10 protein-coding genes are annotated in these 12,946 nt (G+C 73.5%); 6 read left to right on the top strand and 4 right to left on the bottom strand.

What is annotated here, in order from left to right:
* Positions 1-36: 36 nt before the first annotated feature.
* From AC3IX6_RS25055 to AC3IX6_RS25045, 3 genes are read right to left on the bottom strand one after another with little or no spacing between them, the layout of a single operon-like run.
* The gene (locus AC3IX6_RS25055; RefSeq protein WP_489364787.1) at positions 37-276 is read right to left on the bottom strand and encodes a hypothetical protein; all 240 of its coding nucleotides are present in this window, start codon (positions 274-276) and stop codon (positions 37-39) included.
* Between the two features lie 20 nt (positions 277-296).
* On the bottom strand, positions 297-2,354 hold the full coding sequence (locus AC3IX6_RS25050) for a 4-alpha-glucanotransferase (RefSeq protein ID WP_489364785.1): 2,058 nt from the start codon (positions 2,352-2,354) through the stop codon (positions 297-299).
* A gap of 15 nt (positions 2,355-2,369) precedes the next feature.
* On the bottom strand, positions 2,370-2,594 hold the full coding sequence (locus tag AC3IX6_RS25045) for a hypothetical protein (protein WP_489371556.1): 225 nt from the start codon (positions 2,592-2,594) through the stop codon (positions 2,370-2,372).
* Positions 2,595-3,026: 432 nt separating this feature from the next.
* On the opposite strand from AC3IX6_RS25045, the gene AC3IX6_RS25040 reads away from it, so the two are divergent.
* Positions 3,027-6,074, top strand: coding sequence for a beta-N-acetylglucosaminidase domain-containing protein (locus AC3IX6_RS25040; RefSeq protein WP_489364783.1), 3,048 nt, complete (start codon positions 3,027-3,029; stop codon positions 6,072-6,074).
* A 145-nt stretch (positions 6,075-6,219) separates the two neighbouring features.
* On the opposite strand, the gene AC3IX6_RS25035 is transcribed toward AC3IX6_RS25040, so the two are convergent.
* Positions 6,220-6,774, bottom strand: a complete 555-nt coding sequence (locus AC3IX6_RS25035; protein ID WP_266877654.1) for an HNH endonuclease — start codon at positions 6,772-6,774, stop codon at positions 6,220-6,222.
* A 261-nt stretch (positions 6,775-7,035) separates the two neighbouring features.
* Between AC3IX6_RS25035 and AC3IX6_RS25030 the strand changes: the two genes are divergently transcribed.
* From AC3IX6_RS25030 to AC3IX6_RS25010, 5 genes are all read left to right on the top strand, one after another.
* On the top strand, positions 7,036-8,142 hold the full coding sequence (locus AC3IX6_RS25030) for a mechanosensitive ion channel family protein (protein WP_489364781.1): 1,107 nt from the start codon (positions 7,036-7,038) through the stop codon (positions 8,140-8,142).
* Positions 8,143-8,292: 150 nt separating this feature from the next.
* On the top strand, positions 8,293-9,540 hold the full coding sequence (locus AC3IX6_RS25025) for an ROK family transcriptional regulator (RefSeq protein ID WP_489364779.1): 1,248 nt from the start codon (positions 8,293-8,295) through the stop codon (positions 9,538-9,540).
* Between the two features lie 177 nt (positions 9,541-9,717).
* Entirely contained in the window at positions 9,718-11,052 is a 1,335-nt protein-coding gene (locus AC3IX6_RS25020) for an ABC transporter substrate-binding protein (protein ID WP_489364777.1), read from the top strand.
* 4 nt (positions 11,053-11,056) lie between these two features.
* On the top strand, positions 11,057-12,007 hold the full coding sequence (locus AC3IX6_RS25015) for a carbohydrate ABC transporter permease (RefSeq protein WP_489364775.1): 951 nt from the start codon (positions 11,057-11,059) through the stop codon (positions 12,005-12,007).
* 5 nt (positions 12,008-12,012) lie between these two features.
* On the top strand, positions 12,013-12,942 hold the full coding sequence (locus AC3IX6_RS25010; RefSeq protein ID WP_489364773.1) for a carbohydrate ABC transporter permease: 930 nt from the start codon (positions 12,013-12,015) through the stop codon (positions 12,940-12,942).
* Positions 12,943-12,946: the final 4 nt, after the last annotated feature.

Here is a 12,946-nt window from a genome sequence, read left to right as displayed (position 1 = left end):
CCTCAGGGACCCCCGGCGCCTTGGTTCAGTCTTCGGTCAGCTCTCGTTCTGCGCCTTGCGCGACTTGTCGCCGACCATCACCAGACCGGCGATGACCAGGAACAGCACGATCGGCGCGGCCACGTAGAGGCCGAGCGTCTCGGCGACGCTCAGGCCCGGACCCGGGTCGTCGCCGTCGTCACGGGTGACCGCGAGGGCGGGAGACGTCATCAGCAGCATCATCAGCGTCGTTCCGGCCGTGACGGCGCCGGCGCGCAGAGCGTTCTTCTTGTCCACGGTGCAAACGTAGCGAACACCTAAACGCCGCGCGCGCCCGGGGGTGCCGTACGGGTTCCCACCGCCTCCCGCACCGCCCCCAGCAGGGCGTTCGCCCGCGGCGAGGCGGCCAGTGCCTCCAGGGTCAGCGGCCTGCCCTCCGCGTCGGCGACCGGGAGCCGCCAGTTGGGGTACTGGTCCCAGGTGCCGGGCAGGTTCTGCGGCCGCCGGTCCCCCACCGCGTCGGGCAGCCAGACCCCGACCAGCCGGGCCGGGGTGCGCGCCAGGAACCCGTACAGGGACCGTACGGCGGCCTCCTCGCCCTTCGTGTCGAGCCCGAGGTCCTCCAGTACGTCCAGCCAGCGCGCGGTGTCGGCCGCGTCCTCGGCGCGCTCCCGCTCGGCCGGGCGGGTCAGCAGGCCCAGCCGGTCGCGCAGTTCCACGTGGGAGCCGGCCAGTTTGGCGGCCGTGGGCGGCAGATCGTGGGTGGTCACGGTGGCCAGACAGTCGGCCCGCCAGCGCTCCGGCTCCAGCGGCTCGCCGTCGCCGCCCCAGTCCCGCTCGAACCACAGCACCGAGGTGCCCAGCACCCCGCGCCGGGCCAGCGCCTGACGGACCCCCGGCTGCACCGTGCCGAGGTCCTCGCCGATGACCAGGGCCCCCGCCCGGTGCGCCTCCAGGACCAGCAGGGCGAGCATCGCCTCCCCGTCGTACGCGACGTACGCGCCTTCGGCGGGCGGGGCCCCTTCCGGGATCCACCAGAGCCGGAAGAGTCCCATGACGTGGTCGATGCGCAGGGCGCCCGCGTACCGGAACACCCCCCGCAGCAGGGCACGCAGCGGCGCGTACCCGGTGGCGGCCAGTCGGTCCGGCCGCCACGGGGGCAGCCCCCAGTCCTGGCCGCGCGCGTTGAAGGCGTCCGGCGGAGCGCCGACGGAGACGGCCCGGGCGTAGTGGGGGGCTCCGAAGGGGGCTCCGGTGGCGTCCGAGCCCTCCGGGTGCACCCCGACGGCCAGGTCGTGCACGATGCCGACCGCCATCCCGGCCTCCTTGGCGGCCCGCTGGGCGGCGGCGAGCTGGGCGTCCGTCAGCCAGACCAGCCAGCGGTGGAAGTCGGCCCGTGCCTTCGGGTCGTCCCCGGCGTGCCCGGCGCACCAGGTGGCGTGCCGGTCCAGCTCCTCGCCCTGCTCGGCGCGGAACCGCCCGTAGGCCGCCTCCCGTTCGGGGCCGCGCGGGACGGCGTATAGCAGCTCCAGGGCGGCCCGCTTGAGGGTCCAGACGGCGTCCCGGTCGATCAGCGCCCCCTTCTCCAGCACCTCGCGCCGCAACTCCGCTCCCCGGTCGGCCAGTTCCGCGAGGGCGGCCCGGTCCGGGCAGTCGGCGTACTCGGGGACGTCCTCGATCCGCAGGTGCACCGGGTCGGGGAAGCGGCGCGAGGACGGCCGGTAGGGGGAGGGGTCGGTCGGGTTGCCGGGGACGGCCGCGTGCAGCGGGTTGACCTGGACGAAGCCGGCTCCGTGGACACGGCCCGCCCAGCGCGCCAGCTCCGCGAGGTCGCCCAGGTCGCCCATGCCCCAGGAGCGCTCGGAGAGCACCGAGTAGAGCTGGACGAGCAGCCCGTGGGTGCGTTCGGGCGCTGCCGGAGCCCGGTCGGGGGCCACGATCAGGGTGGCGGTGGCGGTGCGGCCGTCGGGGGCCTCCACGTGGATCCGGTGCACGCCGAGCGGCGGCTCCCCCACGTCGGCCGCGCTCCAGGCCGCGGGCGGCTCCTGGGGGGCCGCGTCCGCCGCCCCGGGCGGCCCGCCCCCCTGTGTCTCCGCCTCCAGCCGCGTCCGGGTCCCCGGCGGCAGCGCGCCCAGCTCCACGGGCGGCCGGGAACCGGCCCACCACACCAGCACGCGCGGCAACAGCCGGTGCGCCGCGTCGTGTTCGGCCGCGGCCAGGTCCGCCCGTACGGACTCCGGGGTGTCCGTGTTCACCCCCAGCTGCCGCAGTACGGCGGCGACGGTGGCCTCCGGGACCCGGAGGGTGACGTCCTCGGCGGGCTGGTAGGTGGTGGCGACTCCGTACAGGGCCGCGAGCCGGGCGAGGTCGTCCATCAGGTTCCTTGTCGTCTAGTCACCCGCGGCGGCCGCCGCGGCATGGGTGGTCGGCTCGCTGGTCAGCGGGGCCTCGCAGGCGAGCGGGGGCTCACTGGTCAACGGCGCGTGCGCGGCGTCGGCGAGCGACGGCTCGCTGGTGAGGGGCCGTTCGTCGGGTCCGGCCTGCGCCGGCAGATGGGCGAGCGGCGGACGCCGTTTCGGGGCGGACGTGGTGGATATGGAGGTGGTGGAGGTGATGGCGTTCTCGGATTTCACGGCCTTGGTGTTCACCGGCAGGCACTCCTTCGTACGTGAGGATCGGTCAGGACCCGTGGACGGCTCCCACTGTGTCGGTCCGCGCGCCGTCCGCGCACCACCGACAGCGGAAATTCTCCTGTGCGGGACGTGAATCCGTACAGACGTGCCTGTGTTCGCGCCGCGCACGGGAGGTGTTGCGGAGCTCCGCGCCGGTCACCACGCGCACGGAGCCGTCGGCCCTGGCGTGCGGGAACGTCGGGAACACCCTCCGGCGCGCGGTCCGGAGAACATCCCAGCCCTACCCAGTCGGCGGCACCGCATTCATGGCCGATCCAGGTCAGATCACCCGCCGGCGTTGACACCCCGGGCGTACGGATGGTGGGCTCTGGCTCATTCGTACGAGCGGGGGACGACTCGGGACGGGGTGGCTCCGTGCAGACCTGGGGCAGCAAGCGGGCCACGGCAACGGCCGCGGCGGTGGCCGTCATCGGCGCGCTGCTGGGCGGCTCGGCGGTGGTGGGCCCTCCCAGCGCCTTCGCTTCGCCGACCGCACCGGACGCTCCCGCCGCGCCGGACGCGGGTGCGGCACCCGCGGCTCCCGCGGCGCCCGCGGCACCCGCGGCGCTGCGCGACCCGGCGCCCGTTCCCGTACCGGCCCCCGCGCTCGACCCCGGCTCCGATCCGGCGCGCGCCACCGCCGAGGGACCCGCGGTGTGGCCCCGGCCGCAGTCGATGGCCGCCGACCCGGCGCGCGCGGTGCCGCTGGGCGCCGAGGCCGTGCTGGTGCTGCCCGCGGGCGTGGACCCGTACGCCGCCCAGGTGGTCCGCGACGCCCTGCACGGGGCGGGCGTACGGACCCTGCACGAGCGGGCCGACGGGGAACCGCTGCCCGACGCCGTCCCCGTCGTACGGCTCCAGGGGCCTGATGCGGAGCGGGCGCTGCGGGCCCTGGGCGCGGACGCGGTCGGCGACCTGCCGGCCGGGGGCTACCGGCTGGCCGTGGGCCGCGCCGAGGGGCGGGACACGGTCGCGCTGGCCGGCACCGGCGAGGACGGGCTGTTCCACGCGGCCCAGACGCTGCGTCAACTGCTGGCCCAGGGCGGCGGGAAGGTGCCGGGGGTCCTCGTACGGGACTGGCCGTCCGCCCCGGTGCGCGGGATCACGGAGGGGTTCTACGGGACTCCGTGGACGGCCGCCCAGCGGCTCGCGCAGGTGGAGTTCATGGGCCGCACCAAGCTGAACCGGCTGCTGCTGGCGCCCGGTGACGACCCGTACCGGACCACGGAATGGCGCCGCGACTACCCGGCGCCGCGGGCGGCGGAGCTGCGGGAGCTGGCCGACCGGGCGCGCGCCAACCAGGTGGTGCTCGCCTGGGCGGTGGCGCCCGGGCAGTCGATGTGCCTGGCCTCCTCGGCCGACCGGGCGGCACTCGCCCGCAAGCTGGACGCCATGTGGGACCTCGGCTTCCGGGCGTTCCAGGTGCAGTTCCAGGACGTCAGCTACACCGAGTGGGGCTGCCGGGCCGACCGGGAGCGGTACGGCAAGGGCCCGGCGGCGGCCGCGAAGGCGCACGCGGAGGTGGCGGGCGAACTGGCCGCGCACCTGGCCCGGCGCTATCCGGGGGCGCCCGCGCTGTCGCTGCTGCCGACGGAGTACTACCAGGAGGGCGCGACGCCCTACCGGACCGCGCTGGCCGGGGCCCTGGACGGCCGGGTCGAGGTGGCCTGGACGGGCGTCGGCGTCGTGCCGCGCACGATCACCGGGCAGGAGATGAACGGGGCGCGCTCGGCGCTCGGGCAGCACCCGCTGGTCACCATGGACAACTACCCGGTCAACGACTGGGATCCGGGCCGGATCTTCCTCGGACCCTACGCGGGACGCGACCCGGTGGTCGCGGGCGGTTCGGCCGCCGTGCTGGCCAACGCCATGCCGCAGGGCACGCTGTCGCGCATCCCGCTGTTCACCGCGGCGGACTTCACGTGGAACCCGCGCGGCTACCGGGCCGCCGACTCCTGGGCGGCGGCGGTGGCCTCGCTCGCCGGGCCCGACCCCAAGGCCCGCGAGGCCCTGGCCGCACTGGCCGGGAACAACGCCTCCTCCGGCCTCGCCCAGCCGGAGTCCGCCTACCTGGTCCCGCTGATGGAGGAGTTCTGGCGGGCCCGCAGCTCCGGCGACCCGGCCGCGGGCGAGCGGCTGCGCGCCGCCTTCCGCGTGCTGCGCGAGGCCCCGGACCGGCTGCCCGCGCTCGCGGAGGAGGCGGGGCCCTGGCTGTCGCGGCTCGCGCGCTACGGGGCGGCCGGGGAGCTGGCCCTCGACGTCCTCCAGGCGCAGGCCCGCGGGGACGGGGCGGCGGCCTGGCAGGCCTCGCAGGCCCTCACCGCCGCCCGTGCGGCGCTGTCCGGGGCGGAAGCCGCCCGGGTCGACAAGGCGGTGCTGGACCCCTTCCTGGCGCGGGCCGCGGCCGAGGCCGACGCGTGGACCGGCGCCGCCCGCGAGCCGGGCACCGTGACCCGGCAGGCCGACGCGTGGACGGTCCAGCTGTCGGACACCCGGCCGGTGTCGGTGGTGACCGTGATGACCGACCCGCTGCCGCCGGGCAGCCGGGGCGCCGTGATCGAGGCCCACGTACCGGGCGAGGGCTGGCGCAAGGTCGCGGAGGCGGCGGCGTCGGGCTGGACCCAGGCGGACGTGGGCGGCCTGCGGGCCGACGCGGTCCGGCTCGTCTGGTCGGGACCGGCTCCGGCCGTGCACGGCGTGGTCCCGTGGACGGCGGACGGCCCGGAGGCCCGCTTCGAGCTGGCGCGGACCGTGGACGCGGAGATCGGCGGGGCCCCGCAACGGATCCCGGCGCAGCTGTCCGCGCTGCGTCCCGGCGAGGTCCGCGGGCCCCTGTCGGCGACCGCGCCGCCGGGGATCTCCGTACGCCTGCCGGAGACGGCCGCGGCGGCGCGCGGTACGACGGCGACCGTCCCGGTCGAGGTCACGGTGGCCGCGGGCACGGCGCCGGGCACCTACGAGGTCCCGGTCACCTTCGGCTCCGAGACGCACACGCTGAAGGTCCGCGCCCATCCGCGCACGGCCGGCCCGAACCTGCTGCGCTCCGCCGTGGCCTCGTCCTCGGCCGACGAGACCCCGGCGTTCCCCGCGTCGGGGGCGCTGGACGATTCCCCGTCCACCCGCTGGTCCTCGCCCGCGGCCGACGGGGCCTGGTGGCAGGCGGAGCTGCCGGCTCCGGCGCGGATCGGGCTGCTGCGCCTGCGGTGGCAGGAGGCGTACCCCTCCCGGTTCCGGGTGGAGACCTCGGCGGACGGTGTCGCCTGGCATCCGTCGGCGACGGTCGCCTCCCGCGGCGGGGTGGACTCCGTCCACCTGGACCCGGCGGCGGCCCCGGCCCGCTTCGTCCGGGTCACGTGCGAGGCCCGGGCCACGCAGTACGGCTGCAGCCTGCTGGGCGCGGAAGCCTTCGCGATGGCCCCGTAGGGGGCCGGGCAACCCTGCGGGGCAGTCCCCTACCCGCCCTTCCACCGTTCCCCGGGCTCCGCCCGGACCCTGACGGGCCGGATCTGCCGCTGCGCGGCAGATCCGGCCCCGCCGGCGTTTGAGGCGCGGGGTCCGGCTCAGGGGGCTAGGACGCGACCGCCGCGGCAGCGACCGGGACCCCGATGCGATCCAGCGCATCCTCCGCCCCGTACGGCTGGAGATACGGCATCCAGCACGGATCCCGGTGTCCGGTCCCGATGATCCGCCAGGCCAGCCCCGACGGCGGAGCCGGCTGGTGCCGCAGCCGCCAGCCGAGGTCGACGAGGTGCCGGTCGGCCTTGACGTGGTTGCAGCGACGGCACGCGGCGACGACGTTGTCCCAGGCGTGCTGCCCTCCCCGGCTGCGCGGGATGACGTGGTCGACACTGGTGGCGACGGCCCCGCAGTACATGCAGCGGCCGCCGTCCCGGGCGAACAGCGCGCGGCGGGTGAGTGGAACGGGCCCCCGGTAGGGGACCCGCACGAAGCGCTTGAGCCGAACCACGCTGGGCGCGGGGACGGCCCTTGTCGCGCTGTGCAGAAAGGCGCCGGATTCTTCCAGGGAGACGGCTTTGTTCTCCAGGACGAGGACGAGCGCGCGACGGAGCGGTACGACGCCGAGGGGCTCGTACGACGCGTTGAGGACCAGGACGTGCGGCACGGACTGCCTCCTATAACGCCGGCGGCGCGTGGCTCGCGCCGGGACGATCTGCTTTCCAGTCTCCCCTTACGGCTGGTCGAAGCGCCACCACGCGCCCGTAACGGGTCCGAGGTGTTTTCGACCACACCCGCTTCCTCCCCGCGTGAGTCTGGTCTCTCCCTCGAACACGGCAACAAGTCCGGGCAAGTGCCCCGTTAGGGTGGATGGTCTGCCCGCCCCACCCCTTCCGCGGGCAGGACGCTACATCTGGAGGTTCCCGCCGTGCCCTGGCCTGCCGCCCTGCTCCCGCTCGCAGCCGACAACCCGGACGCGTCCGAAACGATCAGAGAGACGCACGAGAACGTCACCCAGGCCGCCAGTTTCATCGAGGAGAACTGGGCCGGATGGCTGTACCTGGGCCTGCGGATCGTCCTCATCCTGGTCATCGCCTTCGCCCTGCGATCGGTGGTCCGCAAGTCCCTGACCAAGCTGATCACCCGGATGAACCGCGGCGCCGACGCCGTCGAGGGCACGGCCCTGAGCGGTCTGCTGGTCAATGCCGAGCGGCGCCGCCAGCGGTCCGAGGCCATCGGTTCGGTGCTGCGCTCGGTGGCCTCGTTCCTGATCCTCGGCACGGCGGCCCTGATGGTGCTGGGCGCGCTCGACATCAACCTGGGGCCGCTGCTGGCGAGCGCCGGTGTGGCCGGTGTGGCCATCGGTTTCGGTGCCCGGAACCTGGTCACGGACTTCCTCTCCGGGGTGTTCATGATCCTTGAGGACCAGTACGGCGTCGGTGACAAGATCGACGCCGGGGTGGCCTCGGGCGAGGTCGTCGAGGTGGGGCTGCGCGTCACCAAGCTGCGCGGCGACAACGGCGAGATCTGGTACGTCCGCAACGGCGAGATCAAGCGGATCGGCAACCTCAGCCAGGGCTGGGCCACGGCGAGCGTCGCGGTGCAGGTCAAGCCCACCGAGAGCCTCTCCCGCATCCGCGAGGTGATCAAGAACATCGCCGACACCATGGCCAAGGAGTCCCCGTGGGACGAGCGGCTGTGGGGCCCGGTGGAGGTGCTGGGCCTGGACGAGGTGCTGCTGGCCTCGATGTCGGTGTCGGTGTCCGCGAAGACGATGCCGGGGCAGCAGTTCACCGTGGAGCGCGAGCTGCGCTGGCGGATAAAGGACGCCTTCGACGCCGCGGGCATCGGGATCGTCGGCGGCCTGCCGGCGGCGGAGGAGGACGCGGCCCCGGCCGACCCCTCGGCCGCCGTCGCCCCGCCGTCGGCGCTGGCGAACCCGGCCTCCCCGCAGTCCCTGGCCACCGCGGAGATCCCGCAGCCGGCCGCGGGCGGCTCCCCGGTCTCCGGCTCCGGCCCGCGCATCACGAAGTAGCGCCCGCCGCGCACGAACCCGTACCCGTACGCCACTGCCCCCGTAGGTCCACCCTGCGGGGGCAGTGGTGTACGCAGTGCCATTGACACGAGCGACCCACCAATAGGAAACTTACCTAACAGTTCACCTCGGTGAGAGAGAAGTCACCCCATGCCCGCCACCCCCGGTACGCCCAGCCTGTTGCGCGCCCTGAACGACCGGGCCGCGCTCGAGCTCCTGCTGACGCACGGTCCCCTGTCCCGGACCCGGATCGGGCACCTCACCGGCCTCTCGAAGCCCACCGCCTCCCAGCTGCTGGCCCGACTGGAGGCCGCCGGCCTCGTCGTCGCCACCGGCACCGCCACCGGCCGCCCCGGCCCCAACGCGCAGCTCTACGCCGTCAACGCCCGGGCCGCCCACGTCGCCGGGCTCGACGTCACCCCGGGCCGGATCCTCGCCTCCGTGGCCGACCTCGCCGGCGAGGTGATCGGCAGCCACGAGCTCCCGTACGCGGAGGGCACCGGGCCGGTCGAGCAGGTCACCCGCGCCCTCGGCGAGGCCGTCAAGGACGCCGGGCTGCACCTCGCCGACATCCACCGGGCGGTCATCGCGACCCCCGGCTCCTTCGACCCCCGCACCGGGGTCCTGCGCTACGCCGACCACCTGGCGGGCTGGCAGTCCCCCACGCTCCTCGACGAGCTCGCCGCGGCCCTGCCGATGCCGGTCGAGTACGAGAACGACGTGAACCTCGCCGCCGTCGCCGAACAGCGGCTCGGCGCCGCCCGCGGCCACGAGGACTTCGTCCTGCTGTGGAACGAGGAGGGCCTCGGGGCCGCCCTCGTGCTCGGCGGCCGGCTGCACCGCGGCTGGACCGGCGGCGCCGGGGAGATCGGTTTCCTGCCGGTCGCCGGGCACCCCCTGGTCCGCCAGGTCACCCGGGTCAACTCCGGCGGCTACCAGGAACTGGCCGGCGTACAGGTGCTGCCCGCGATGGCGGACCGGCTCGGCGTCGAAGCCCCGCCGGCCGCCGCGGCCGGGACCGGTTCGGTGCACGGCGCCGTGTACGGGGCCGAGGCCGGGGCCATGGTCGAAGCGGCGGCCGCGCTGCTGGCCCAGGCCGCCGCCGCGCCCGAGGGGGCCCACCTGGAGCTCCTGCGGGAGTACGCCACCGCCCTCGCCACCGGTCTCGCCTCGCTGGTCGCCGTACTGGACCCGGAGATCGTGATCCTCTCCGGCGCCCTGACCATCGCGGGCGGGGAGCCGCTGCGCGAGCTCCTCGAAGCCGAGCTCGCCGACCTCGCCCCGTCCCGGCCCCTGCTGGTCACCGGCGAGGTACGGGAACGGCCCGTCCTGCGCGGGGCGCTGGAGAGCGCCCTCGCCGCCACCCGCGACGAGGTCTTCGACACCTCCCGCCGCTGAACCGCACCACCCGTGCCACCGGCACCTCCCGCCGCTGAACCGCACCCCCCGCACCACCGGCACCTCCCGCCACTGAACCGCACCACCCGGCACCACCGGCACCTCCCGCACCACGGCACGCCTCCCCTGCACCACCACCCCTCCAGGAAGTCCCCCCGCGCAGAGAGTGACTCCGCCATGCCCGGAATCCGCCGCCTGACCGTCGCCGCAACCGCCGTCGCCGCGATATCCGTACTCGCCACCGCGTGTACGGGCTCCGCCTCCAACACGGCCGCCGACGACCCGAACAAGGACGTCACCCTCAACTTCTGGCACGGCTGGTCCGCACCCAGCGAGATCAAGGCCATCGAGGACAACATCGCCCGGTTCACCAAGGCCCACCCGAACATCAAGGTGAACGTCACGGGCAACATGACGGACGACAAGATCAACCAGGCGCTGCGCGCCGGCGGCGACAAGGCCCCCGACGTGGTCTCCTCCTTCACCACCGACAGCGTCGGCAAGTTCTGCAACTCCGGCGCCTTCGCCGACCTGAACCCCTTCCTGAAGAAGTCCGGGGTCGACAAGGAGAAGGTCTTCCCCAAGACCCTCCTGGAGTACACCCAGTTCAACGGCAACCAGTGCACGCTGCCGCTGCTGAACGACGCCTACGGCCTCGTCTACAACAAGACCGCCTTCGCGGCCGCCGGGATCACCGAACCGCCCAAGACCTGGAGCCAGTTCGAGGCCGCCGCGCAGAAGCTGACGATCCACAAGGGGGATTCGTACGAGCAGCTCGGCATCATGCCCACCTTCCACGGCTACGAGACCGCCCCCCAGCGGCTGGCCGCGCTGTGGAGCCCGTCGTACTTCACCGCCGACGGCAAGTCCAACCTCGCCAAGGACCCCGGCTTCGCACAGATGCTGACGGCGCAGAAGGACCTGGTCGGCAAGCTCGGCGGATACGAGAAGCTGGAGAAGTTCCGCACCACCTTCGGTGACGAGTGGAGCGCCGAGCACCCCTTCCACCTGGGCCTGGTGGCCATGCAGATCGACGGCGAGTGGCGGGCGCCCATGGCGAAGGAGGCAGGGGTCAAGTTCGAGATCGGGACCGCGCCGATGCCCGTCCCCGACGACCGGGTCGCCGAATACGGCAAGGGCTACCTCGCCGGCACGATCATGGGCATCGCCTCGGGCAGCAAGAAGCAGAACGCCGCCTGGGAGCTGACGAAGTACATGACGACCGACACCGAGGCCGTCGTGGAGTTCGCCAACGCCATCCACAACGTGCCCTCCACGCTGGCCGCCCTGGACTCCCCGAACCTCCAGGTGAGCCCGGAGTTCAAGACGTTCATCGACATCGCCAAGCACCCGAAGTCCACCACCACCCCGGCGCAGGCGGACGGCGGCACCTACCAGCTGACCTTCACCGACTTCGCGTACGCGGTCGAGAAGGGCGAGGTAACGGACATCCCGGCCGGTCTCGCCAAGACCGACCAGCAGATCGACACGGACATCGCGAAGGCCAAGTAGCCCGATGAACGGCACCCTCTCCCCCGAACTGCGCGCCAGGCGCCGCAGGTCGGCGCTGCGCTCGGCGGCCTTCATGTCGCCCTGGCTGATCGGGTTCAGCGTCTTCTTCGCCTACCCGCTCGTCTCCACCGTCTACTTCTCCTTCACCAAGTACGACGGCTTCCGCCCGCCCGTCTTCAACGGGCTGGACAACTGGACCTACGTCTTCTCCGACCTCCCGATGTTCTGGCCGGCCATGCGCAACACCCTGTGGCTGGTCCTGGTCATGGTCGCCTGCCGGGTCGCCTTCGGCCTGGGCATCGGCCTGCTCATCACCAAGATCAAGCTGGGTACGGGCGTCTTCCGCACCCTGTTCTACCTGCCCTACCTGGCTCCTCCGGTGGCGGCGACCCTGGCCTTCGTCTTCCTGCTCAACCCGGGGACCGGCCCGGTGAACACCCTGCTGGACGCGGTCGGACTGCCCACGCCCGGCTGGTTCACGGACCCCGCCTGGTCCAAGCCCGCCCTGACCGCGCTCGCCGTGTGGGGGGTCGGCGACCTGATGGTCATCTTCATGGCCGCGCTGCTCGACGTACCGCGCGAGCAGTACGAGGCCGCCGAGCTGGACGGGGCCGGGGCCCTGGCGCGCTTCCGCCACATCACCCTGCCGAACATCTCCCCGATCATCCTGTTCGCGGTGGTCACCGGGGTCATCCAGGCGATGCAGTTCTACACACAGCCCCTGGTGGCGGGGAAGGTGGCGTCGGGCGTGATGGGCGGCTCGGGGCAGCAGTTCGAGCCCGGGTACCCCGACAAGTCCACGCTGACCCTGCCCCAGGTCATCTACAACGTCGGCTTCCAGCGCTTCGACTACGGCACCGCGTGCGTGGTCGCCCTGGTGCTGTTCGCCCTCTCCATGGCCTTCACCGCGCTGCTGATGCGGCGGCGCGGCGGCCTGATCCAGGCAGGTGACTGACGGCCATGGGCCAGAACCAGAGCCAGACCCTCACCCGCGGCCCGCGCCGCACCCCCCGTACGGCCGCGTCCCCCGCACCGGACTCCGCGCACGCGGTGCGCACCGCACGCCGCCGGGCCGCCCTGCACTGGGTGGCCGTGCACTCCCTCGGCGTCGCGGCGGCGCTCTTCTTCGTGCTCCCCTTCGTGTTCCTCTTCCTGACCTCGGTGATGGGCGACCAGCAGGCGCTGACCCGCGACCTGTGGCCGCGCACCTGGGAGTGGGGCAACTACGCGAAGGTGTGGGACACCCCCGGCTTCCTGACCTGGTGGCGCAACACCCTGCTGTACGCGGGCCTCGGCACCCTGCTGACCGTGGTCTCCTCGGTGCCCGTCGCCTACGCGCTCGCCAAGTTCCGCTTCCGCGGCCGGCGGCTGTCGCTGCTGCTCGTGATCGCCATGATGATGCTGCCGCCCCAGGTGGTCGTCATCCCGATGTACCTCTTCTGGGCCAAGCAACTGGACCTCTCCGGCACCCTGTGGCCGCTGATCATCCCGATGGCCTTCGGCGACGCCTTCTCCATCTTCCTGCTGCGCCAGTTCCTGCTGACGATCCCCGACGAGTACCTGGACGCGGCGAAGGTCGACGGCTGCGGCGAACTGCGCACCCTGCTGCGGGTGGTCCTGCCGATGGCGAAGCCCGGGATCGCGGCCGTGGCGCTGTTCCAGTTCTTCTGCGCCTGGAACGACTACTTCGGCCCGCAGATCTACGCCTCCGACAACCCGGCCGCCTGGACCCTCAGCTACGGACTGGAGTCCTTCAAGGGCGCGCACCACACCAACTGGAACCTGACCATGGCGGCGACCGTGCTGGTCATGGCCCCGGTGATCGTCCTCTTCTTCTTCGCCCAGAAGGCGTTCGTCGAAGGCGTCACCCTGACCGGAGTGAAAGGCTAGTGAC

The organism is Streptomyces sp. GL_141 (assembly GCF_057834385.1).
Note: the sequence above shows the minus strand (reverse complement) of the source record. Positions and strands in the feature narration are given on the sequence as shown.